Genomic DNA, 21,258 nt, shown 5'->3' with positions numbered 1-21,258 from the left:
TCCAGGCACCCTGCCCACCATCCTCGGAGGGCACGGCGGCTCGCGGCGGCCGCTGCGCTCACCAAGGCACGGTGGGCGAGTCCCCGTCAGCCGGTGGCCGCGGGCCGGTCGGGGTCGTTGGACCATTGCGACCACGACCCGGCGTACAGGGCCGCGTGGATCCCGATCCGCTCCAGCGCGAAGACGGTGTGCGCGGCGGTCACCCCCGAACCGCAGTAGACGCCGACCGCCGTGCCCTCCTTCACCCCGAGGGCGCCGAAGCGGACGGCGAGTGCCTCCTCGTCGAGGAAGGTCGCCTCCGGCGTCAGGTTCTCCCCGGTGGGGGCGTTGACCGCGCCGGGGATGTGGCCGGCGCGCGGGTCGATCGGCTCGGTCCGGCCGAGGTAGCGCTCGGCCGCCCGCGCGTCGAGCAGCACGCCGGTGCCGGCGAGTTCGGCCGCGGCGTCGGCGTCGAGGACGGGCAGGGCGCCGGAGGTCAGCGTCACGCCTCCCGGTTCTGGCCGGACCTCGCCGGTCTCCACCGGATGGCCCGCCGCCGTCCAGCCCCGCAGGCCGCCGTCGAGCAGCCGAACCGAGGACACCCCCGCCCAGCGCAGCAGCCACCACGCGCGGGCCGCGGACAGACCGCCACCGGCGTCGTACGCGACGACCTCGTCACCGTCGTCCAGCCCCCAGCGGCGCGCGGCGCGCTGGAGCGTGTCCAGGTCCGGCAGCGGGTGGCGCCCGCCCTCGGGAGAGGGCGGGGCGGCCAGTTCGGTGTCCAGGTCGACGAAGACGGCACCTGGCAGGTGGCCTTCGAGATAGGCGCGGTGGCCGTGCGGGTCACCGAGCTGCCAGCGAACGTCGAGAAGCCGGACACGCGACCCCGACCCGAGTCGTTCGGCCAGCTCGTCCGCGGTGATCAGTCCGGTGGAGCTCCCGCTCATCGTTTCGTCCCCCTGAGATTCGACTATGGCGTGAATCAGACCTTGCGGCCTGTTTCCTGGATTTGGCCGGGGCTTTGGAACCAGTGGGTCACCCAGGCGTTGGGGTCACCCGGCGAGTTCGCGAACATGGCCGGGAAGTTCTCCCCCGGCGATGTCGGCAAGTGTCACCGATTCGAGAATAGGTGACATTGGTGTACCCCTCAGGTCGACGGCGTCGATCACGACATCCTCGTTGGGCGGGTTGAGAGGAGATCCAGCTGCTTGCCCCCCGGCCCGGTTCAGGCGGGCAGCGGGAGGGCGGTGGCGGCCCCTCCCCGGCCGGTGGCCGCGGTGCTCTGCCGGCGGCGACAGGCGGTTGCTGTGGTCATGTCACATCTCCTTTGTAGTGAGTAATCACTATCAAATGTCGAAAAAAACACCGCTCAGCCCGAGGTCGGAAACCGCTCGACCCACGGGTCCTCCTTGATCCGGGTCGGCAGATCCATCGCTGCGGAGGCCATGTACAGCATCCCCTCGGCGACAAAGGAATGCGCCTTGTCGGCGTCGACGCCCGGCATGCAGCCCCTTATGGCCGAACTCGGCCAGAGCGGCTTCGAGGATCTCCTCACGCCGCCGACTCGCGTCCACTCGGGGACGTCGTCCTTCCATAATGCTTGATAGCAAACAGTCACTATCAAGCCGTTGTCAACAGCCGGCGCCGCGAACATAAAAGCCATATTTCCATACCGATTTAGTAGGTTTTAAGTCATGGTCCGATCCGGACCCACAAACACTCGTGGGACTTGGGGTGCGCCTACGCGGGTTTCGCGTCGGCAGGGTCGCGGGGTGCCGAGGTGGCGGACGAGAGCACAGCGCCGAGTGCGGCGGCACCATCGAGGAGGGCTTTGGAGCGAGCCGTAATGCCGGCGTCTCTGGCAGCCAGTGCGGAGGCGACATCCGCCAATCGGCGGGCGCGCCGTAGCTCCGGCATGAGGGCCCGAAGGGGTGCGATGCGGTAACCGGCCCTGCGCAGTTGGTGAACGATCCGTGCGTCCCGCACTTGGTTGGGTGTGTACCGTCGCGTTCCTCGCGCGGAGTCGCGGTCAGGGACGACAAGATCCTCCGCATCCCAGTGCCGCAACGTCGAAGGGCGCACGCCGAGGGCGGCGGCGAGTTCGGAGACGCCCATCGAGTCCGATGCGCATACGTCTTCGATCGGCTCGCTGGAGATCGTCTGGGCGGCCTCCTCGGCCTGCCTCAGTTCCGTGCGCTCCGCGTCGAGCCGGGCGTGCGCCGCGTCGAGAAGGGCAAGCACCTGCGAGGCAGGGAACCGATGGACGGCCCGAACGATCTTCTTGGCCTCAATCGGACCCGCGCCTGCTGCGAGGGCTCGGTAGGCCAACGCGGACTGTAGATGTATCTCTCCATAGATCCGGTAGCCCGTGGCCGTGCGCGTCGCCGGCGGCAGCACACCGTCGCGTTCGAGATTGCGCACCTGCTGGACGGAGTACCCGGCACGCCGCGCGACATCGACGGTACGCATGTCCCGCGATTTGAGACCTGACCCCCTGAAGCCCCTAACCCTCAGCCCCAAAGTCTCCACAAGCACTTTAATGCAACGCTGGAGCACATGACCATAGACGAGATCATCAGCTTCATCGACGGCCTCGACGGCGTCTTGACCCTTAGGCCGGCGCCCGGCGACGGCTCGCCGGAGATCAGCTGGGGCGACACGTTCTTCTACTACGCACCTGATGGCGTCACCCCGACAACGACCCAGCCCTTCGCGACGGTCGTGACCAAGAACTACCCCGGCGACGAGGCATCGCGCCTGGACCGGCCGGACACCTTCCGCGTGAACATCTCCCCCGGGAAGGAGGCGTTCATCCGGTGGACCGGTCACGCGCCACGCGAATCAGCCACCGTCGAGGTCGACCCCAGCGCCACCGACACCGTGATCGCGCACCCCGTCTACGGCACCGTCGGCTGGCTGGCCGTGGTGAACCCGGGCTCGCGTACTGAAGCCGCAACGCGTGAGCTGCTGTGTACGGCCCATCACCTCGCACGCTCGCGCTATGAGCGACGCGCTGAATCTACGGCGCGCTGACGTGAGGTGAGGTTCCCCCTGTAGCCCGGACACCGGCGGTGTGCCATCAGGCTCCCGGGTCCGGCAGATCCGGCACACGACCACCTCAACCGCGGTGTGAGCAGTGCCGGAGGGCGCCTGTACGGAACGGCGCGTGTTGACACCTCGGCAGGCGGTGGAAAGACTCCCGGCGGGGAGAGTGTGATCTTAAGGAAGGTCCACGGTGTCACTGCGCCAGTCATGGACAACGGACCACGACTCACTGTGCCTGGGGTACTCGTCGGGCGGCGACCTGGCTCTGCCCATCGAGGAACTCAACCTCACGGTCCGTGCGTACAACAGTCTCAAGCGCGTGGGCGTCCACACCTGCGGCGAGCTGACCGCCCTCGGCGAACGGGATCTGCTGGCCATCGAGGGCTTCAATTCCGAGTTGGCCGAAGATGTCAAGCAGAGGCTTGCCGACGTCGGCCTGTCCCTGCGAGCCGCCCCACCCGACGGCGTCCGGGAGCACTCCGCCCTCATCCGGCACAGCTCTCGGGCGTCCGTCCGCGCGGTGGCCTTCCACCCCGGCGGCCACCTGCTGGCCACCGCCGGTTGGGACGACACAACGCAACTGTGGGACACCAGCGCCGGCCGGCCCGTCGGCGCCTCCCTTCCCGGCCACACCGACACCGCGCCCCTCCGGCCTGACAGCGACCACACGCGGCTGTGGGACACCAGTGCCAAGCGCACAGCACGGCTGTGGGACACCACCACCGGCCGGCCCGTCGGTGTTCCGCTCACCGGCCACACCGAGCCGGTCCACACGCTGGCCTTCCACCCCGACGGCCACCTGCTGGCCACCGCCGGCGAGGACGACACGGCGCGGCTGTGGGACGCCATCACCGGAAAGCCCGTCGGCACTCCCCTGGCCGGCCACATCAGATCTGTTCACACGGTGGCCTTCCACCCTGACGGCCATCTGCTGGCCACCGCGGGCTGGGATTACGGGGTACGGCTGTGGGAGGTCTCCACCTGCAGGCTCATCGCCCTGTTCACCGGCCACACCGACACCGTCTGGTCGGCGGCCTTCCACCCAGCCGGCCACTACCTGGCCACCGCGAGCGAGGACGGCACCGTACGGCTGTGGGACGCCGCCGGCCAGACCGTCGCCCTGTTCAGCGGCCACCTCGGGACCGTCGCCTCGGTGGCCTTCCACCCCGGCGGACACCTGCTGGCCACCGCCGGCCACGATAGCGCGACACGACTGTGGGACATCTCAGCACCACATCCGTGACCTGTCAGAACGGAGAGTCGAAACGCACCAGGCCCTGCCTGGCGGATCTCGCCGTGGCGAGGATCGGTCAGGTGGTGCCTCGCGAGACGGAGGAGGGAGTCGCGGCGCGCCTCGGTGACCGACGACAACGCGGCGGGGCGCCACCTGACCGCAGTGGGGACAGGGCCTGGAGAGAACCTCACAGCCACGCCTCGCCCGGCGTGGAGGCGGCGGCCCCTGCCGATTCAGGTTCGGGGCAGCTCTTCCGAAGGAAGACGTACACACCATGACGGTCGAGGACCGGGTTTTGAGCGCATTCCTCGCTTGAAGAAAATTACCGAATGCTACGCCTCCGACTGGACGGCGGGAATGACATACATATCCACCGGAGTTTCATCGGAGCCTGAGGGATTTGCCGGGATCGCACACCATACCGTCCGGCCACCGGCACCGAAGTCGCGAATGCCCCAGTTTCCCGATGAAAGCTGGTTGACGATGAAAAGCCCTCGTCCGTCTTCCGCATTCGTGGATTGATTCTCCCTTATGTGTGGTTTGCTGGACTCGGAACCGGGGTCGGTGACCTCTATGTGGACGAAGTCGTTGACCACCTTCAGTACGACCATGACCAGGTCCCCTACCGGGCCGGATTCCGAGTGTTCGACGGCGTTCGTGGTGATCTCGGAGACGGCCAGCCGCACCTGCTCGTAGGCCGGATGATCGGCGCCGAGGAGATCGAGCACCATCTCCCGTGCGCGCGAAACCGATTCCGGTTCTCTCCGCAGGAAGATCTCCCCTGACTTTCTGGTCGACTGCATCACGATGCCCTTTCACCCAGCCCTTTGGTCCGCCTTTCGGGCTTTCTCGCCTCAACTCCCGGCGTCTACCCGATGTCTATTCCGAGATTCCCAAAAAAGGACTACGCTCGGTAGCAACCCCGGACTCACGGTCACTACACAGATATGTGTGGAGGGTCGTGCATTAACGAGAGGAAGGGAAATGTCCATCTCCCCGGGCATTAGCCCCACAGTCTCCCCAAAGGAATATTTCGCCGCAGAACTACGCAGGCGCCGCAAGGAAGCAGGTCTCAGCCAGAAGGAACTGGCCGACCGCATCGGGTGGTCGGTCAGCCTGGTGAGCATGGTGGAACTCGGACATCGGAAGGCGCCCAGAGAGATGGCCGAGAAGATCGACGAGGTCCTGGAGCTCGGCACCGCCCTCACCGACCTGTGGGACCTGCTCAACCACGTGGGCAGCCACCTACCCGACTGGTTCAGACCCTGGATCGAGATCGAGCGGGAGGCCGAAACCCTGAGGGCCTGGCAACCTCTCGTCGTTCCCGGCCTGCTTCAGACCCGTGACTACGCCGAGGCCATGCTGCGCGGCGAGCCCCGCATCACCTCCGAGCAGTTGGAGGAGTACGTGTCGGCCCGGATGGACCGTCAGAGCATCCTCAGCCGGCCGACCCCTCCCATGCTGTGGGCGGTCATCGACGAGAGCGTCCTGTTCCGTCCTGTCGGCGAGGACCACGTGATGGCGGCACAGCTCAAGCACCTCGCCGAGGCGGGCGAACGTCCTGACATCGCGCTCCAAGTCCTTCCGACCCAGGCCCGCACGACGACCGGCGTCAGCGGAGGTTTCGTCGTCGCGCAGGCGCATCGGGGAATGCTCAACGCGGCCTATGTCGAGTCGGCCAGTGCGGGTCAAGTGACCGATCGACCCGACGAGGTCGCCGTCCTAGCATTGAGATACGAGACGATCCGCGTCGAAGCACTGTCCCAGCGCGAATCGCTGAAGCTGATCAAGGAGACGATCAAGCGATGGACCTGAACCGGGAACTGGCAGCGGCGAAGTGGATCAAGTCCACCCGTTCGGCGAGCAACGGCGGTGAATGCGTCGAGGTCGCCAGGCTGTCCAGCGGACGCCACGCCGTCCGCGACAGCAAGAACACCACCGGCCCCGCCCTCATCTTCACCACCCCCGAATGGACCGCCTTCATCAACGGCATCAGGAACGGCGACTTCGACTAGTAGTACTTCGGTTGAGCCTGGTGGGTGCCGAGGGACTGCGGTTGGGGCGGGGAGATCGCGGTAGCAGGTAGGGCACGCGCCGGTCCAGCACTGCAACAAGCCCTGCAGTGTGGTGTGGCATGCACCTGTCCGAGGGCGCTTTTGGCGTCATGCTCGCCGTCGGCGCGGTTGGCGGGGTGGCGGGTGGAGCACTGGCGTCGGTGGCCGGGCTGCGCGTGCCCTTGTGGGTGGGCGGAGCCGCTCTGATCGTACTCACGGTCGTGTTCGGGGTCCTGGCCGATGTAGCCGTTGAGGACCTGGCGCAGACGGCCGCGAGCCTGATGGCACGAACCGGATTCGAGGTCACCCCCCCGGGCCAGGTGTTGCGCGGCTGCTGCCGGTGTTGCCGGACCTGCTGAGAACCCGCAGCGGCATGCCGCGCACCGTCTCGGGTAGTTGCATGATTATTGTTGTTGCGAGATAAATGCATTAGAGCTCGCAGAGGAGACACCCATGGGTGACTACACCCTTCCGGATATGCCCTACGACTACGCGGCCCTGGAGCCCGCGATCACCGGGGAGATCTTGGAGCTGCACCACTCCAAGCACCACGCCGCCTACGTCAAGGGCGCCAACGACACCCTGGAGAAGCTCGCCGAGGCCCGCGACAAGAGCGAGTTCGGCGGGCTGGTCGGCCTGGAGAAGACCTTCGCCTTCAACCTGTCCGGGCACGTGCTGCACTCGATCTTCTGGCAGAACCTCTCCCCCGATGGCGGTGACCGCCCCGACGGCGAGCTGGGCGATGCCATCACCGAGCACTTCGGTTCCTTCGAGGCGTTCCAGAAGCAGCTCACCACCGCCACCGCGACCGTGCAGGGCTCCGGCTGGGGCATCCTGGCCTGGGAGCCGCTGGGCCGGCGCCTGGTGGTCGAGCAGGTCTACGACCACCACGGCAACGTCGGGCTCAACACCACGCCGCTGCTGGTCTTCGACGCCTGGGAGCACGCCTACTACCTGCAGTACCGCAATGTGCGCCCCGACTACGTGCAGAAGCTGTGGTCACTGATCAACTGGAACGACGTCATCGCCCGCTTCACCGAGGCCAAGGGCGTCTGACCCGATGACCGCGGCGCCCACCGTCCGTCCTTCCTTGGTGAATGGTCCAACCGGACGGCTGGGCGTCGCCTCCTTCCACATCCAGGTGGTCGGCCCGAAGGCCGCCGCCTCCCACCTTGTGGCCATCGCCGACGTCGGCGGCGACGTCTTCACCCTGCCGCCCTGGCGCGAGCCGTACCCCGCCGCACGGGGGGTGGCCGCGCGGCTGCTCGCCGACAGTAAGCAGCCCGGGTTCGTGCTCGCCCTCGCCCTCGGCGGCGAGGAGCTGTACGGCTTCGCCTACGGCGTGCGCTGCTCGCACCTGGCGAGGCTGACCTGTCATGAGCCGGGCCAGGACTTCACGCTCAAGGAGTTGGGCGTCTTGCCGCAGCGGCGCGGGCTGGGGCTCGGAGCCGCGCTCCATGACGCCGTGCTCGCCCGCGCCGTGCCGGGAATGCACTGGCTGACCACCCACCCCTGCGCCGCCGCGGCCCTGGGCCTCTACCGCGCCCGAGGGTGGCGAGCGGTCGCCCTGACGGGCAACGAGCAACTGATCATGTCGCGCCGAGGCACCCATTGCCTGGTCCCTGATCGCCACTTACGTTGACTTAATACGAAATCCTCTCAATTGCAAGGAATCTGCAAGCTATCCGACGAGACCGAGTCGGCATCTCCGCCGACCTGCCCTCCCATGCCCGCGAGCGTCCTCACCGCTCCCCCACGGGCCGTAGTCCTCCGGCGACGCCAAGCGGTACGGCGTTGCGCTTGAGGGCGTCGAAGCCGGCGGCCAGGGCCGGGTCGCGGGTGAGGGCTTCGCCCACGACCGGGTCGGTCAGCACAAGAAAGGCCAGGTGCCGCAGGGCGTGGGCGACCACGTTCTCGACCTGCAGGTGCTCGGGTGACGGCGCCGAAGGCGCGGATCCTCTGACGAGCTGGAAATCCGTCAGCGCGATCGCCGGCAGGTGGGCGGCGGGATCGGGGCAGACGGCGTAGGTCAGGACGACCTGGCCTTCGGGCTGGTAGCGCCAACTCGTGGAGTGCACCACGGTGGACGTCGCCTCGGCGGTGAGGCCGCCGGCGCGGCGGACCGCCTGGTCCGGGTTTTCTCCTCTGTCCAGTGAGGTCACGATGCGCCGGTAGCGCCATGCGCCCGCCGGGTCGGCCCGCAGCAACAGGATCTCGACCGATACCGGTACGAGGTGGCTGAGCTGCTCGTTCACATGATGTCCCGTCATCCGGCCGCACTGTTGCATTGATTATGCAACAACGTGTTTATCGCAGAGATGCTATTGCCGTCGGAGCGTTCCTGTGCGTGGCTTGGCGCAGGACGACAGAGAGGCGGGACTCGATGGCGGGACGGCCTGGGGTGCTGGTGCTCATGGGCTCGGGCGAGACGAGCCCGACGATGGTCGAGGTCCATCGCGCGGTGATCCGCCAGCTGGGTGGCGGGGCGCGGGCGGTGCTGCTCGACACCCCGTATGCCTTCCAGGAGAACGCCGCCGACATCTCCGCCCGCGCCCGGGGATACTTCGCGCGCAGCGTCGGCCTGGAGGTCGAGGTCGGTGACGAGGTCGGTGGCGCCGACTGGGTGTTCTCCGGCCCCGGCAGCCCCACCTTCGCCCTCGATCGATGGGTCTCGACGCACGTCGCCGGCGACCTGCGTGCCCGTGTCCGGGCGCGGGAGGGGGCGACGGTGCTGGCCTCGGCCGCCGCCTGCACGGCGGGCGTGGCGACCGTGCCGGTGTACGAGATCTACAAGGTGGGCGCCGCCCCCCACTGGCGGCCGGGCCTGGACCTGCTGGGCGTCCTCGGCCTCAAGGTAGCGGTCGTCCCGCACTACGACAACGCCGAGGGCGGCACCCACGACACCCGCTACTGCTACCTGGGCGAGCGGCGGCTGACCCGGATGGAACCTGAACTGCCGCCGGGCGCCGCCGTCCTGGGCATCGACGAGCACACCGCGCTGGTCGTCGACCTGAACACCGAGGAGGCGCTGGTGGCCGGCCGGGGACGCGTGACGATCCGGCGGCCCGGCTCCCAGGCCGTCCTGCCCGCGGGTACGAGCACGAACCTGGACGAGATCCGTCGTCTGGCCCGCGGCGAGAAAACGGTGACCGGCGCCCCGCCACCGGTCACCTCACCGGTGCCCCGCCAGATCAGCCTGGGAGAGGCGACCCACTCTTGTGAGGAGCGGTTCGCCGCCGCGCTGGCGAGGCGCGACGCCACCGGCTCTTCGCCGCCATCGCTGCCGGAGCCTTCGCCTCGCAGCGATCCAGCCGGCCGAACGGCGACGGGATCCGGCCCCGGCGCGATGCCGCGCCGGGACCGGACGGGTCAGGCCGATGGCTGGTCGGCCACCTCTTTACGGATCTCACGGGCCGCGGCGACCAGGTTGTCGAGGGAGTCGCGCACCTCCGACCAGCCGCGGGTCTTCAGGCCGCAGTCGGGGTTGACCCACAGCCGCTCGGCCGGGATACCATCGAGCCCCTTACGCAACAGGGACGCGACCTCCCCGACGCCGGGGACGCGCGGGGAGTGGATGTCGTAGACCCCTGGTCCTACCTCGCGCGGGTAGCCCGCCTCGGCGAGTTCGCGCGCCACCTGCATGTGCGAACGGGCGGCCTCCAGACTGATCACATCCGCGTCCAGGTCGTCGATCGCGGCCAGGATCTCCCCGAACTCGGCGTAGCACATGTGGGTGTGGATCTGGGTGTCGGCCCGCACCCCGCCGGTGGTGAGCCGGAAGGCCTCGCCTGCCCAGGCCAGGTAGCCGGGCCTGTCGGCGGCACGCAGTGGCAGGGTCTCACGCAGGGCGGGCTCGTCGACCTGGATGACGGCGGTGCCGGCGGCCTCCAGGTCGGCGACCTCATCACGCAGGGCCAGCGCCACCTGGCGGGCGGTTTCGGCCAGGGGCTGGTCGTCACGGACGAAGGACCAGGCCAGCATGGTGACCGGCCCGGTGAGCATGCCCTTGACGGGACGCGCCGTCTGGGATTGGGCGTAGCGGGTCCAGCGCAGCGTCATGGGCTCGGTGCGGGAGACGTCTCCGGCGAGGATCGGCGGCCGCACGTAGCGGGTGCCGTAGGACTGCACCCAGCCGTGCTGCGTGGCCAGATATCCGTTGAGCTGCTCGGCGAAGTACTGGACCATGTCGTTGCGTTCGGGCTCGCCGTGTACCAGGACGTCGATGCCCGCCGCCTCCTGAAAGACCAGAACCGAGCGGATCTCGGAGGCGATCCGCTCGTCGTAGGCGGCGGCGTCGATGCGTCCGGCGCGTAGGTCGGCGCGGGCCGCCCGCAACTCGGTGGTCTGCGGGAAGGAGCCGATGGTGGTCGTCGGCAGCAACGGCAGGCCAAGGCGGGCACGCTGCGCGACGGCCCGCTCGGGATAGGGCTGGGAGCGGCGTGCGTCGGCCGGGGTGACCGCCGCGCTACGGGCCCGTACGGCGGAGTCGTGGGTGAGCGCCGAGGCCGCCCGCGAGGCGAGATCGGCCCGGTTGGCGGCCAGTTGCCCGGCGATGGCGCCGGTGCCCTCGCTCAGTGCCCTGGCCAGGGTGACGATCTCGGCCGTCTTCTGCCGGGCGAAGGCAAGCCAGCGGCCGACCTGCGGATCCACCCCGTGCTCGAGCGCGACATCCAGCGGGACGTGCAGCAGCGAGCAGGAGGCCGCCACGTCCACCCGGTCGGTCAGGCCGAGCAGGGTGGCCAGGGTGGACAGTGACCTTTCCAGGTCGTTGATCCACACGTTGCGGCCGTCCACGACGCCCGCGATCAGACGCTTGCCGACAACCCCGCCCACCCTGGCCAGGTCGTTCAGGTTCGCCGCGGCCGGGCCGGTGAAGTCCAGGCCCAGTCCCTCGATCGGCGCCTCGGCCAGAACCGGCAGCGCCTCTCCCAGCCGGTCGAAGTAACTGGCGACCAGGATCTTCGGCCGGTAGGTCAGGGAGCCGAGCTCCCGGTAGGCGCGGGCCGCGGCGTCCAGCACGGCCTGGTCGCGGTCCTGTACCAGGGCGGGCTCGTCCAGCTGCACCCACTCGGCGCCCGCCGCGCGCAGGGCGGTGAGCACCTGCACGTAGACCGGCAGCAGCCGGTCCAGCAGGGTGGTCGGGTCGAAGCCGGGGTCCATGCCGGGCGCGGGCTTGGCCAGCAGCAGGTACGTCACCGGGCCGACCAGCACCGGACGCGGGCTGTGCCCCTGTGCGAGAGCCTCACGCAGCTCGCCGACCTGCTTGGCCGGATCGGCGGTGAAGACGGTGTCCGCCCCCAGTTCCGGCACCAGGTAGTGGTAATTGGTGTCGAACCACTTGGTCATCTCCAGCGGAGCGACGGCCTGGGTGCCGCGCGCCATGGCGAAGTAGCCGTCCAGGGCGTCTGCTTCGACGGCGGCCCGGTGACGTTCAGGGATGGCGCCGACCATGACGGTGGTGTCCAGCACGTGGTCGTACAGTGAGAAGTCGCCGGTGGGGACCTCCCGCACGCCGGCACCGGCCAGGTGCCGCCAGTTGTCGCGGCGCAGCCGGGCCGCGGTGTCATGCAGCTCATCGGCGGTGACGCGGCCCGCCCAGTAGCCCTCGATCGCCTTCTTCAGCTCGCGGTCCGGCCCCTGGCGTGGATAGCCGTGGACGGTGGCGAGTGATGCGGGGGTGGCGGAAGTCTCAGCCACGAAACTCTCCTTCGCGAGTCATGGAGAACCCCGGTGCTCTCATGGGCGCGAAGGAACGGCTGACCGGCGAGCACCCTGATCTGGTGCCCGCTCGCAGCGCCGACCCGCCCTCGAGGTCACCGAAGTCACCGCGTGCGTGGTCGCACGCGGGCAGTGGCAGGTCTTCGGACTCGCGGGCACGCCCGGGATTTCGCCCGGGCATCTACTGGCCGTCGCTTCCCCGGTCCGGTACTCGGACCCAGTGCGTTTGACGGCGGTCGTTCCCACTCACCGCTGCGGGGCAGTCCCGGAATTGGCGAGCTCGCGAGCCAAACAGGCGAGCGCCGGCCGCACCGGGTTCCCTCTTACGACGCGCCTGCCTGGAGGGCAGGGCGAACCGACTGCGGGTCCAGCCTAGACGCATTCGGTTCCCCCAGGTGACAGGGGAGCGATCGGCCCCGCCAAGACCCCGATGCCGATGCCGAAGTGGTGGGGGCACGTGAACAAGCGGGTGTTCAACCCTCGCGCGATCGCGAGCGGGACATGGCCGGTGCTGACTCACGTCGGTCGCACCTCTGGCACGACGTACCGCACGCCGCTCGATACGCACCCCGTCGACGGCGGCTACCTGTTCGTTCTGGTGTATGGATCGCGCTCGGACTGGGTGCAGAACATCTTGGCGGCCGACGGGGCGCGGCTCCGGGTCGACGGGAGGGAGGTGGAACTCGCCGCCCCACGCCTCGTCGGGAAAGACGAGGCGTTCCAGGCTCTCTCCGATGAGGTGCCACGCCCACCGAGGCTGCTCCGCATCACCGAGTTCCTCCGCATGGACCTGGCCGCAGGCTGACGATATTCCAGGTGCCATCGGCCTGGCTCGATATCGGAGTGCGGGGGCCGATCCTGATCGCCTAGCGTGACCGGGATGAGAGACCGACCGGGTGCCGTCGGATCCGCGCTCAGGAGGGCGCCGACCGAGCGCCGTCGGAGTCGGAGTCGAAGTCCGTGGCCACACGGCACTGTCAGCGGCTGATTCGTTCTCGACGCCGGGCAGGCCCTGCCGGCCTTGCCCGGCGTCGTTGCCGCCTGATCGCGACGAGGCGGGCCGCGACGGGCTGCCCGAGGAGGATGCCGAGGAGTGCCAGCATCAGCCCGCAGAACTGTTGCGCGGTGAGCGCCTCTCCGGCGATCGTCGTACCGATCAGCACCCCGGTCACCGGGCTCAGCAACCCGACGAGTCCCACCGTTCCCGCCGACAGGTGCCGTAGTCCGGCGAACCAGGCGGCGAAGGCGAGAGCCGTCGCGACGACGCTGACATAACCGAACCCGAGGATCGCAGGTCCGTCCAGGCTCGGCGGCGGGCCCTCCACCGCGACGGCGAAGGGCAGCAGGACGACTCCCCCGGCGATGAGCTGCCACGAGGTCGACGACAGCACGTCGACATCCTCGTTCCATCTCTTGGCCAGCACGTAGCCGACCGACGACATCACCATGGCCGCGACGGACGCGAGCACGCCGAGGGCGTCGACGGCGGCCGCGCCGGTGAACAGCATGAGGCACACCCCCGCGATGCCGACGCCGGCTCCGGCCAGGTGCAGGATCCGCGGGCGCTCCGAGAGCAGCGACCAGGCCAGGAGCATCATCACGACGGGCGACGTCGCCATGATCGTCGAGGCGATGCTCGTCGGAAGCAGCTGAGCCGCCAGGTAGATCAACGCGAAGAACGCGCTCATGTTGAGAGTTCCGAGGACCAGGGATTTCCACCACCACGCCCCGTAAGGAAGCCTTCTGCTGATGAGGAGGAGCAGGAGTCCCGCGGGCAGCGCCCTGATGGCCGCCCCGTACAGGGGGTAGCCGGGCGGGAGGAACTGGTGGGTGACGAAGTAGGTCGTCCCCCAGGTGATCGGCGCCATCGCCGTGACCAACGCCCAGCGAAAATTAGCTTCCATAGAAGGCAATATAGCTTCTCTGGAAGCTATATTGCAGGCATGAGCGAACACCTGGATCATGTAGCCCGCATCCAGCAGGAATGGGCTCGCGAGCGGCCGGACCTGGATGTGAGCCCGCAGGGTGTGATCGGGCGCCTGCACCGCCTCGCCGGGCACCTCACCGAACAACTCTGTGTCGTCTACCGGCGGTACGGGCTCGGGGAGGGAGAGTTCGACGTCCTCGCCACCCTGCGACGCGGCGGCGCGCCGTTCGAGCGCGCCCCCGGAGAGCTCGCCGCCTTCACCATGGTCACCACCGGTGCGATGACCAAACGCATCGACCGGCTCGAACGTGACGGGCTGGTCACCCGTCGCCCGAGCGAGAGCGACGGCCGCGGACGGGTGGTCGCGCTCACCGCCGCGGGCAAGGAGCTGATCGACCGGGCGTTCGCCGAGCATATGCGCAACGAACGCCGCCTCCTCGACGAGCTGACCCCCGAAGAGTCCGCACACCTCGAATCGCTCCTCACCACCTGGCTGACCCGCTTCGAAACCCCTCTCCAGACAGAGACCTGAGCCCGGCGCCCAGACGGCGTCCCAGCTCGGGCGGGCTCAGGCCCTCCACCCGCACGCCGCTGAAATCCGCCGTCCCACACGATGGTCGATGTCCGTCCCCCCGACCGGGAGGTCGCCGGCCGGGACACTCCAGGATCGTGTGGTGGCCGTGGCCACCACACGATCCTGACGCCCGTCCTCTGGTCGCGCCGGCTAGGGTGAGCGCACGGCCCAGCCGCGATTCGCTCCCAGCCGTCGGGTGGGTTCCCTGGGTGTGGACGTCGGCGCCGCGTCGGGCCGGGAACGGTCCCAGCCCGGCACGTTCAACGCAGGTAGAGGCGGAGCAGGTCCTCCTCGGTCTCCCGGCGCACGATCACCCTGGCGGCCCCGTCGCGGACGGCGATCACCGGGGGCCGCGTCACATGGTTGTAGTTGCTCGCCATCGACCGCTGGTAGGCCCCCGAGGCGGGGATCGCCAGCAGGTCGCCGGGCCGTACGTCGGCGGGCAGCGGCAGGTCTCGGACGAGCACGTCGCCGCTCTCGCAGTGCTTGCCGACCACGGTGACCTTACGCAGCGGGGCGTCCGAGGAGCGGGAGGCCAGGAGCGCGGTGTAGGCGGCGCCGTACATGGCGGGGCGCGGGTTGTCGCTCATCCCGCCGTCCACGCTGACGTAGGTGTTGACGCCGGGGATCTCCTTGACCGTGCCCACCTCGTAGAGGGCGACGGCGGTGGGTCCGGCGATCGAGCGGCCCGGCTCGACGGCGAGCCGCACCCGGGCGGGTACGGCCGCACGCAGCGCCGCGACCACCTCAGCCGGGCGTGGCGGGACCGGGTCGCCGGGCCGGTAGACGATTCCCAGGCCGCCGCCGAGGTCAAGCTTGGGGATCGTCACGCCGTGCTCAAGCTCGCAGGCCAGCAGGAAGTCGGCCATCCGGCGGGCGGCCAGGGTGAAGCCGCCCAGGTCGGTGATCTGCGAGCCGATGTGGGAGTGCAGCCCGGTCAGCTCCAGCGAGGTGGTGGCCAGGACCCGGCGGACCGCCTCGGCCGCCAGTCCGGCGCTGAGCGAGAACCCGAACTTCGAGTCGTCACCCCCGGTGGCGATGAACTCGTGGGTGTGCGCCTCCACTCCGGGGGTGACCCGGATCATCATGCGCTGCCGTACCCCCGCCTCGTCCGCGAGGGCGGCCAGGCGCTCGATCTCGGTGAAGGAGTCCACGACCACGCAGCCGACGCCCCAGGTGACGGCGCGGCGCAGCTCGGCGACCGACTTGTTGTTGCCGTGGAAGACCACCCGCGCGGGGTCCATGCCCCCGGCCAGGGCCACGGCCAGCTCGCCCCCGGTGCACACGTCGAGGCAGAGTCCGGCCGTGTCCAGCCAGCGCACCACCTCGGGACAGAGGAAGGCCTTGCCTCCGTAGTGCACCTCCCCGTCGGGGAGCGCCTCCCGCCACTCCGCGCAGCGGCCCTGGAACTCCTCCTCGTCGAGGACGTAGGCGGGCGTGCCGAACTCGGCGGCGAGCTCCCGCACGCCGATCCCGCCGATGCGGAGTTCCCCGCCGGTCCATGCCGCAGTGCGCGGCCAGCCGTTCTCCATCACCAAGGTCATGAGGTCGAAGGTAGGGACTGATGGCTTTTGTCCGGTCTTAGCAGCGAAGTTTTCGATGCTAAGGCTCGCAAGCATTCACGTGTGTTGGGGCTGTTACCTCCCGTCGACACCATAAACTCAACTATTCGCAAACTAGGAGGTTTCGTGACAAAGCGCCTGTATTCGGTCATTGCTGTCGCGCTGGCGGTATCGGCATTCGCCGGAGGCTGCGGGCGCTCGTCGTCGGGAACCGACGCCGGCGCGGGCGCCGGCGCGGCGGCCGGCAAGACCGCCAAGGACCTGGTGCCCGAGGCCGTCCGCAAGACGGGCGAGCTCCGGATGGCGACCTCGGAGGGCTACCCGCCGATGGAGATGTACAAGCCGGGCACCCAGGATCTCACCGGCGTCGACCCGGACCTCGCCGCCGCGATCGCGACCAAGCTCGGTCTGAAGGCCAAGGTGACCAACGCCGCCTTCGACGGCCTGATCCCGGGCCTGCAGGCAGGCCGCTGGGACGTGGTGATGTCCTCGATGAGCGACACCGAGGAGCGCCGCGCGGCCGTCGACTTCGTCGACTACTTCAACGCCGGCGGGGCCATCATGGTCAAGAAGGGCAACCCCGAGGGCATCAAGACCCTTGAGGACCTGTGCGGTCGTACCGTCGTGCTGGCCAAGGGCAGCTCGAACCTCGCGATCGGGCAGCGGCAGGACGAGAAGTGCGCCAAGAAGATGCAGATCATGCAGAGTGAGGACGCACCGACCGGCCTGCTGAGCATCGACTCCGGCCGCGCGGTCGCCACCATCGTCGACTCGCCCGTCGCGGCGATGTACGCCAAGGAGACCGGCAAGTACGACGTGCTGCCCGAGCAGTACGACGCCGGCCCCTGGGGCATCGCGATCGACCGGCGCAACACCGCGCTGCGCGACGCCGTGGCCAAGGCCATGCAGGAACTGACCGCCGACGGCGGTTACCAGGCGGTCCTGGAGAAGTACGGCGTCGCGAGCAACGCCGTGCCCGAGGTGACGGTCAACACCAAGCCGTGGAAGTGACCGGAACCGCCGCGGACACCGAGAATCCGCACCTGCCGATCGACGCGCTCCGCCCGCCGCGGCCCGGCCGGTGGATCATGGCGACGGTCGCCGGATTCATCCTGGTCTGGCTGGCCTACACGATCATCGTCAACGAGAACCTACACTGGGACGTCATCGCCGCGTACCTGATGGACGGCAGGATCCTCGGCGGCCTGTGGGTCACGATCCAGCTCACCGTGCTGTCGATGGTGATCGGCCTGGCGCTGGGCATCCTCGCCGCGGTGATGCAGCTGTCCGGCAGCCCCGTGCTGCGGGGCGCCTCCGCGCTCTACACCTGGTTCTTCCGCGGCACCCCGCTGCTGGTCCAGCTCATCTTCTGGTTCAACATCGGGCTGGTCTTCCCCTCCTTCGGCATCGGCGTGCCGTTCGACGGCCCCAAGCTGATCGAGTGGCAGGCCAACGAGCTGATCACGCCCTTCACCGCGGCCCTGCTCGGTCTGGCGATCAACGAGGGCGCCTACATGGCCGAGATCGTCCGGGCGGGCATCCGCTCGGTGGACCCCGGCCAGCGCGAGGCGGCCGAGGCGCTCGGCATGTCGCACCGGCAGGTGCTTCGCCGGGTGGTGCTCCCCCAGGCGATGCGGGTGATCATCCCTCCCACCGGCAACCAGTTCATCTCGATGCTCAAGACCACCTCGATGGTCTCGGTCATCGCCGGGGCCGAGCTGCTGACCGTCTCCCAGCGCATCTACCTCGGCAACTTCGAGGTGATCGCGCTGCTCATCGTGGCCTCCATCTGGTACATCGTGCTCACCACCATCGCCAGCGTCGGCCAGCACTTCATCGAGAAGCGGTTCGAGCGCGGCCACCACGCGCTGCAGGTCAGAGTCCGCCGCAACCTGCGGCCGTTCAGCAGGGGGAACGTTTGATGACCGAACCCATGGTGAGCATCCGCTCGGTGCGCAAGTGCTTCGGCTCCGTCGAGGTGCTCAAAGGCATCAGCCTGGACGTGCCCGTAGGCGGCGTGGTCTGTGTCGTCGGCCCGTCCGGGTCCGGCAAGTCAACACTGCTGCGCTGCGTCAACCGGCTGGAGACCATCGACTCCGGCCGCATCCGGGTGGACGGCGACCTGATCGGCTACGCCGAACAGGGCGACCGGCTCCATCACCTGAGCCCCACCCGGCTCTGCCGCCAGCGGCAGGACATCGGCATGGTGTTCCAGCGCTTCCACCTCTTCCCGCACCGCACGGCGCTGGAGAACGTCATGGAGGGCCCGGTGGTCGTCAAGGGCATCTCCAAGAGGGACGCCAGGAGGAGGGCGCTGGAACTGCTGGAACGGGTGGACCTGGCAGACCGTGCGGACCACTACCCCGCCCAGCTCTCCGGCGGCCAGCAGCAGCGCGTGGCGATCGCCCGCAGCCTGGCGATGGACCCCAAGCTCATGCTCTTCGACGAGCCGACCAGCGCGCTCGACCCCGAGCTGGTCCAGGAGGTGCTCGCGGTCATGCGGGATCTGGCCGCCAGCGGGATGACGATGATGGTCGTGACCCACGAGATGAGCTTCGCCCGCGAGGTCGGCGACAGCCTGGTCTTCATCGACGGCGGGGTGATCGTCGAGCAGGGCGACCCCCGCGACGTGCTCGCCAACCCGCGCCACGAACGCTTCCGTACCTTCCTCGGGCAGGTCCTGTGACCCACTTCGACCTGCTGCTCCGAGGCGGCCTGGTGGTCGACGGCACGGCGGCGCCCGATGCCGCCCACCTCGCCGACGTCGGCGTCCTCGCCGGTCGCCTCACGTTGCTGCCCCCGGGAAGCCCGGCCGGCTCCCGCCACACCGAGGACGTGACCGGCCTCGTCGTCGCCCCCGGCTTCATCGACGTGCACACCCACTCCGACGGCGTCACCCTGATCGACGGGGAACTGGGCGGCGACATGGTCCAGGCCGCCGTCCTGCAGGGTGTCACCACGGAGATCTGCGGCAACTGCGGCTCCAGCCTCTTTCCCGCCCTGCCGGAACGGCTGGCCGCGATGCGCGCGGAGAGCCGGGTCTACTTCGGCGGCGACGTCGGGATGTACGAGGGCTTCGCCGAGTTCGCCGCCGCGCACGCGGCCGTGCCCCGCGCCAACCACCTCGCCTCCCTCGTCGGGCACGGCACGCTCCGCGCCGGAGTGATCGGCCCCGTCGATCGGGCCGCCGCCCCCGGCGAGCTGGAGACCATGTGCGCGCTGCTCGACCGGGCGCTCTCGGCGGGCGCGGCCGGGCTCTCCAGCGGGCTCATCTACACCCCCGGCACCTACGCGAGTACCGACGAGGTCGTCGCGCTGGCCGCCGTCGCGGCCGGGCACGGCAAGCCGTACGTCACCCACCTGCGCGATGAGATGTCGCGCGTGGAGGAGGCTCTGGAGGAAGCCGTCGAGATCGCGCGCAGGAGCGGCGCCCCGCTGCACGTCTCCCACCACAAGACGGCGGGCAAGTACGCCTGGGGACTCACCGAGCGCACCCTGCCCAGAATCGCCGGGCTGCGGGCCGAGGGCATGGACGTGACCTGCGACGTCTACCCCTACACCGCGGGAAGCACGGCGCTGGGCGCGATGCTCCCGCCCTGGGCCTCGGACGGTGGGGTGTCCGCGCTGATGGCGCGGCTGGCCGACCCCGGCCAGCGCGATCGGATGCGCCGGGCCATCGCCGAGGGCTTCCCCGGCTGGGAGAACACCGTCGGCAACGGCGGCTGGGACCGCATCTCGATCGCCTGCGCGCCACGCCACCCCGAGACGGAGGGGCACACGATCGCCGAGCTGGCCGCCGCCCGCGGCCAGGACCCCCTCGACGTGGCCGCCGCCCTGCTCGTCGCCGAGCAGGGCGAGGTCACGATCATCAGCCACTCCATGATCGAGGACGATGTACGGCGGGTGCTGACCGCGCCGTACTCGATGATCGGCTCCGACGGCGTGCCCAAGCCCGGCGGCCGTCCCCACCCGCGCTGGGCCGGGACGTTCCCACGCGTGCTCGGGCACTACACCCGGGAGCTGGGACTGCTCGACCTGGAGACGGCGGTGCACAAGATGACCGGCATGGCCGCGGCCAGGTTCGGGCTGACGGGGCGCGGCGTGATCAGCGACGGCGCCCACGCCGACCTGGTCGTCTTCGACCCCGCCTCGATCGCCGACGGCGCCACCTTCGCCGCGCCGCTGGTCCCCCCGACAGGAGTCCACTCGGTGATCGTCGCCGGTGAGAGCGTGATCCGCGACGGTGCCGAGACCGGCGCCCGGCCGGGGACGGTGCTGGCCACGTGACCGACAATGACGGTGACCTCGGGAAGGACACCGGGTTCCGGGAGAATGGGGCGATGACAGGGATCGGCCTCCCGGGTGAGAGCGGCGCCGCCCCGGTGATCGCCAGGGTGGCCGTGTCGGTGCCGAGGCTGATCTCCGTCGACGAGGACGCCGAACTGCCCCTCGCCAGCGTCGGCAAGCTGCTGCTGCTCGCCGTGCTGGCACGGGGGATCACCGAGGGGGAACTCGATCCCACCGAGATCGTGGAGCTGCGCGAGGACGACCGCTGCGGAGGTTCCGGTCTCCTCGGCGTCCTGTCCGGCCGCCGCTGGGCGATCGGGGATCTCGCCGTGCTCACCGCGTCGGTGAGCGACAACACCGCGACCAACGCGCTGCTGCGCCGGCTCGGCCTGGACCGGGTCGCCGAGGGCGCCGCCGCACTCGGCTTCGCACGGACGCGGATCCTCGACCGGATCCGCGAGCCGCGCCTGCCCTCGCACCCGCCGACCTTCGCCGTCGGTACGGCGGGCGAGCTCGCCCGGTTCGCGGCCGGGCTCGACGGCCGGCGGGAGTGGACCCGGCTCCTGCTGGGCTGGATGGCCAGCAACACCGACCGGAGCCTGGTTCCCGCCCTGCTGCCGAGCGAGCCGGAGGACCTGGAGATCCCCGGCTCCGTTCCCGCCGGGACGGTGTGGGTGGCGAACAAGACCGGCACCGACGTCGGCGTGCGGGCCGACGTGGGTGTGATGATCGGCGCCGAGCGCCGGATCGGCTACGCCGTGCTGGCCAACGGTCCCGCCGGAGGCGAGCACGCCCTGGTGGAGCGTGCCCGCCAGGCCGGCCTGGCCATCGGCCGCCTGGCCGGCCTGCCTCTCGCCGGCCTGCCTCTCGACCGCTGA

Annotated in this window: 22 protein-coding genes, 1 pseudogene and 1 riboswitch; of the genes and pseudogenes, 15 read left to right on the top strand and 8 right to left on the bottom strand. The window is 69.5% G+C overall.

The features are described 5' to 3' along the window. Positions 1-86: 86 nt before the first annotated feature. The 3 genes from OIE13_RS07565 to OIE13_RS07555 form a co-directional block, all read right to left on the bottom strand. Complete coding sequence (locus OIE13_RS07565) at positions 87-926, bottom strand: sulfurtransferase (protein ID WP_326641637.1); 840 nt, start codon at positions 924-926, stop codon at positions 87-89. A gap of 422 nt (positions 927-1,348) precedes the next feature. Continuing rightward, positions 1,349-1,483, bottom strand: a complete 135-nt coding sequence (locus OIE13_RS07560; protein WP_326829788.1) for a hypothetical protein — start codon at positions 1,481-1,483, stop codon at positions 1,349-1,351. Between the two features lie 236 nt (positions 1,484-1,719). Next, the gene (locus OIE13_RS07555; protein ID WP_326829787.1) at positions 1,720-2,448 is read right to left on the bottom strand and encodes a MerR family transcriptional regulator; all 729 of its coding nucleotides are present in this window, start codon (positions 2,446-2,448) and stop codon (positions 1,720-1,722) included. An 87-nt stretch (positions 2,449-2,535) separates the two neighbouring features. On the opposite strand from OIE13_RS07555, the gene OIE13_RS07550 reads away from it, so the two are divergent. The 3 genes and pseudogenes from OIE13_RS07550 (at position 2,536) to OIE13_RS07540 (ending at position 4,267) form a co-directional block, all read left to right on the top strand. Further along, positions 2,536-3,012, top strand: a complete 477-nt coding sequence (locus OIE13_RS07550) for a DUF6194 family protein (protein ID WP_326829786.1) — start codon at positions 2,536-2,538, stop codon at positions 3,010-3,012. Positions 3,013-3,280: 268 nt separating this feature from the next. Continuing rightward, a pseudogene (locus OIE13_RS07545) lies at positions 3,281-3,484 on the top strand (DNA-directed RNA polymerase subunit alpha C-terminal domain-containing protein); the annotation flags it as partial. Beyond that, a complete protein-coding gene (locus OIE13_RS07540; protein ID WP_326830269.1) occupies positions 3,461-4,267 on the top strand; it encodes a WD40 repeat domain-containing protein in 807 nt (268 codons plus the stop codon). The pseudogene OIE13_RS07545 and the gene OIE13_RS07540, both read left to right, overlap by 24 nt. Positions 4,268-4,590: 323 nt before the next feature. Here OIE13_RS07540 and OIE13_RS07535 read toward each other — a convergent pair whose 3' ends face one another. Next, on the bottom strand, positions 4,591-5,061 hold the full coding sequence (locus OIE13_RS07535) for an ATP-binding protein (protein WP_326646840.1): 471 nt from the start codon (positions 5,059-5,061) through the stop codon (positions 4,591-4,593). A 181-nt stretch (positions 5,062-5,242) separates the two neighbouring features. Here OIE13_RS07535 and OIE13_RS07530 point away from each other — a divergent pair, with 181 nt between their 5' ends. The 5 genes from OIE13_RS07530 (at position 5,243) to OIE13_RS07510 (ending at position 7,954) form a co-directional block, all read left to right on the top strand. Continuing rightward, positions 5,243-6,073, top strand: coding sequence for a helix-turn-helix domain-containing protein (locus OIE13_RS07530; protein WP_326641647.1), 831 nt, complete (start codon positions 5,243-5,245; stop codon positions 6,071-6,073). Then, positions 6,064-6,273 (top strand): DUF397 domain-containing protein, encoded by a 210-nt coding sequence (locus OIE13_RS07525; protein ID WP_326641649.1) that lies wholly within the window; start codon positions 6,064-6,066, stop codon positions 6,271-6,273. The genes OIE13_RS07530 and OIE13_RS07525 overlap by 10 nt, the downstream gene beginning before the upstream one ends. A gap of 119 nt (positions 6,274-6,392) precedes the next feature. Continuing rightward, positions 6,393-6,671, top strand: a complete 279-nt coding sequence (locus tag OIE13_RS07520; RefSeq protein WP_326641651.1) for a hypothetical protein — start codon at positions 6,393-6,395, stop codon at positions 6,669-6,671. A 94-nt stretch (positions 6,672-6,765) separates the two neighbouring features. Next, positions 6,766-7,368, top strand: coding sequence for a superoxide dismutase (locus OIE13_RS07515; protein WP_326641653.1), 603 nt, complete (start codon positions 6,766-6,768; stop codon positions 7,366-7,368). 37 nt (positions 7,369-7,405) lie between these two features. Beyond that, complete coding sequence (locus tag OIE13_RS07510; RefSeq protein ID WP_326641655.1) at positions 7,406-7,954, top strand: GNAT family N-acetyltransferase; 549 nt, start codon at positions 7,406-7,408, stop codon at positions 7,952-7,954. A gap of 100 nt (positions 7,955-8,054) precedes the next feature. Here the strand turns inward: OIE13_RS07510 and OIE13_RS07505 are convergent, their stop codons facing one another. Together OIE13_RS07505 and metE are read right to left on the bottom strand one after the other, a co-directional pair. Beyond that, positions 8,055-8,582, bottom strand: a complete 528-nt coding sequence (locus OIE13_RS07505) for a hypothetical protein (RefSeq protein ID WP_326641657.1) — start codon at positions 8,580-8,582, stop codon at positions 8,055-8,057. Positions 8,583-9,681: 1,099 nt separating this feature from the next. Then, positions 9,682-12,009, bottom strand: a complete 2,328-nt coding sequence (gene metE / locus OIE13_RS07500; RefSeq protein ID WP_326829785.1) for a 5-methyltetrahydropteroyltriglutamate--homocysteine S-methyltransferase — start codon at positions 12,007-12,009, stop codon at positions 9,682-9,684. A gap of 138 nt (positions 12,010-12,147) precedes the next feature. Further along, positions 12,148-12,406, bottom strand: a riboswitch (cobalamin riboswitch). 60 nt (positions 12,407-12,466) lie between these two features. Between metE and OIE13_RS07495 the strand changes: the two genes are divergently transcribed. Continuing rightward, positions 12,467-12,835, top strand: coding sequence for a nitroreductase family deazaflavin-dependent oxidoreductase (locus OIE13_RS07495; protein WP_326829784.1), 369 nt, complete (start codon positions 12,467-12,469; stop codon positions 12,833-12,835). Between the two features lie 172 nt (positions 12,836-13,007). On the opposite strand, the gene OIE13_RS07490 is transcribed toward OIE13_RS07495, so the two are convergent. Further along, positions 13,008-13,934: an EamA family transporter gene (locus OIE13_RS07490; protein ID WP_326641662.1), complete on the bottom strand. Its 927-nt coding sequence runs from the start codon at positions 13,932-13,934 to the stop codon at positions 13,008-13,010. Between the two features lie 39 nt (positions 13,935-13,973). Here OIE13_RS07490 and OIE13_RS07485 point away from each other — a divergent pair, with 39 nt between their 5' ends. Next, positions 13,974-14,489: a MarR family winged helix-turn-helix transcriptional regulator gene (locus OIE13_RS07485; protein ID WP_326641663.1), complete on the top strand. Its 516-nt coding sequence runs from the start codon at positions 13,974-13,976 to the stop codon at positions 14,487-14,489. 302 nt (positions 14,490-14,791) lie between these two features. Here the strand turns inward: OIE13_RS07485 and lysA are convergent, their stop codons facing one another. Then, positions 14,792-16,150 (bottom strand): diaminopimelate decarboxylase, encoded by a 1,359-nt coding sequence (lysA, locus tag OIE13_RS07480; RefSeq protein ID WP_442811619.1) that lies wholly within the window; start codon positions 16,148-16,150, stop codon positions 14,792-14,794. A 69-nt stretch (positions 16,151-16,219) separates the two neighbouring features. Between lysA and OIE13_RS07475 the strand changes: the two genes are divergently transcribed. From OIE13_RS07475 to OIE13_RS07455, 5 genes are read left to right on the top strand one after another with little or no spacing between them, the layout of a single operon-like run. Then, positions 16,220-17,104 (top strand): ABC transporter substrate-binding protein, encoded by an 885-nt coding sequence (locus OIE13_RS07475; RefSeq protein ID WP_326641667.1) that lies wholly within the window; start codon positions 16,220-16,222, stop codon positions 17,102-17,104. After that, positions 17,095-18,015: an amino acid ABC transporter permease gene (locus OIE13_RS07470; RefSeq protein WP_326641669.1), complete on the top strand. Its 921-nt coding sequence runs from the start codon at positions 17,095-17,097 to the stop codon at positions 18,013-18,015. Before OIE13_RS07475 ends, OIE13_RS07470 begins: the two co-directional genes overlap by 10 nt. Beyond that, the gene (locus OIE13_RS07465) at positions 18,015-18,779 is read left to right on the top strand and encodes an amino acid ABC transporter ATP-binding protein (protein ID WP_326829783.1); all 765 of its coding nucleotides are present in this window, start codon (positions 18,015-18,017) and stop codon (positions 18,777-18,779) included. Before OIE13_RS07470 ends, OIE13_RS07465 begins: the two co-directional genes overlap by 1 nt. Continuing rightward, positions 18,776-20,380, top strand: a complete 1,605-nt coding sequence (locus OIE13_RS07460) for an N-acyl-D-amino-acid deacylase family protein (protein WP_326829782.1) — start codon at positions 18,776-18,778, stop codon at positions 20,378-20,380. The genes OIE13_RS07465 and OIE13_RS07460 overlap by 4 nt, the downstream gene beginning before the upstream one ends. Continuing rightward, on the top strand, positions 20,377-21,258 hold the full coding sequence (locus tag OIE13_RS07455; RefSeq protein WP_326829781.1) for a serine hydrolase: 882 nt from the start codon (positions 20,377-20,379) through the stop codon (positions 21,256-21,258). Before OIE13_RS07460 ends, OIE13_RS07455 begins: the two co-directional genes overlap by 4 nt.

The sequence above is a fragment of the Streptosporangium sp. NBC_01810 genome, assembly GCF_035917355.1.
GTDB lineage: Bacteria > Actinomycetota > Actinomycetes > Streptosporangiales > Streptosporangiaceae > Streptosporangium.
Note: the sequence above shows the minus strand (reverse complement) of the source record. Positions and strands in the feature narration are given on the sequence as shown.

Bases quoted from the DNA above. Each gene is read 5' to 3' on its own strand.
- OIE13_RS07530 (WP_326641647.1), top strand. From the start codon at position 5,243: ATGTCCATCTCCCCGGGCATTAGCCCCACAGTCTCCCCAAAGGAATAT.
- OIE13_RS07565 (WP_326641637.1), bottom strand. From the start codon at position 926: ATGAGCGGGAGCTCCACCGGACTGATCACCGCGGACGAGCTGGCCGAA.
- OIE13_RS07550 (WP_326829786.1), top strand. From the start codon at position 2,536: ATGACCATAGACGAGATCATCAGCTTCATCGACGGCCTCGACGGCGTC.
- OIE13_RS07560 (WP_326829788.1), bottom strand. From the start codon at position 1,483: ATGCCGGGCGTCGACGCCGACAAGGCGCATTCCTTTGTCGCCGAGGGG.
- OIE13_RS07490 (WP_326641662.1), bottom strand. From the start codon at position 13,934: ATGGAAGCTAATTTTCGCTGGGCGTTGGTCACGGCGATGGCGCCGATC.
- OIE13_RS07465 (WP_326829783.1), top strand. From the start codon at position 18,015: ATGACCGAACCCATGGTGAGCATCCGCTCGGTGCGCAAGTGCTTCGGC.
- OIE13_RS07515 (WP_326641653.1), top strand. From the start codon at position 6,766: ATGGGTGACTACACCCTTCCGGATATGCCCTACGACTACGCGGCCCTG.
- OIE13_RS07485 (WP_326641663.1), top strand. From the start codon at position 13,974: ATGAGCGAACACCTGGATCATGTAGCCCGCATCCAGCAGGAATGGGCT.
- OIE13_RS07525 (WP_326641649.1), top strand. From the start codon at position 6,064: ATGGACCTGAACCGGGAACTGGCAGCGGCGAAGTGGATCAAGTCCACC.
- OIE13_RS07505 (WP_326641657.1), bottom strand. From the start codon at position 8,582: ATGACGGGACATCATGTGAACGAGCAGCTCAGCCACCTCGTACCGGTA.
- OIE13_RS07520 (WP_326641651.1), top strand. From the start codon at position 6,393: ATGCACCTGTCCGAGGGCGCTTTTGGCGTCATGCTCGCCGTCGGCGCG.
- OIE13_RS07535 (WP_326646840.1), bottom strand. From the start codon at position 5,061: ATGCAGTCGACCAGAAAGTCAGGGGAGATCTTCCTGCGGAGAGAACCG.
- OIE13_RS07495 (WP_326829784.1), top strand. From the start codon at position 12,467: ATGCCGAAGTGGTGGGGGCACGTGAACAAGCGGGTGTTCAACCCTCGC.
- lysA (WP_442811619.1), bottom strand. From the start codon at position 16,150: ATGCTTGCGAGCCTTAGCATCGAAAACTTCGCTGCTAAGACCGGACAA.
- OIE13_RS07555 (WP_326829787.1), bottom strand. From the start codon at position 2,448: ATGCGTACCGTCGATGTCGCGCGGCGTGCCGGGTACTCCGTCCAGCAG.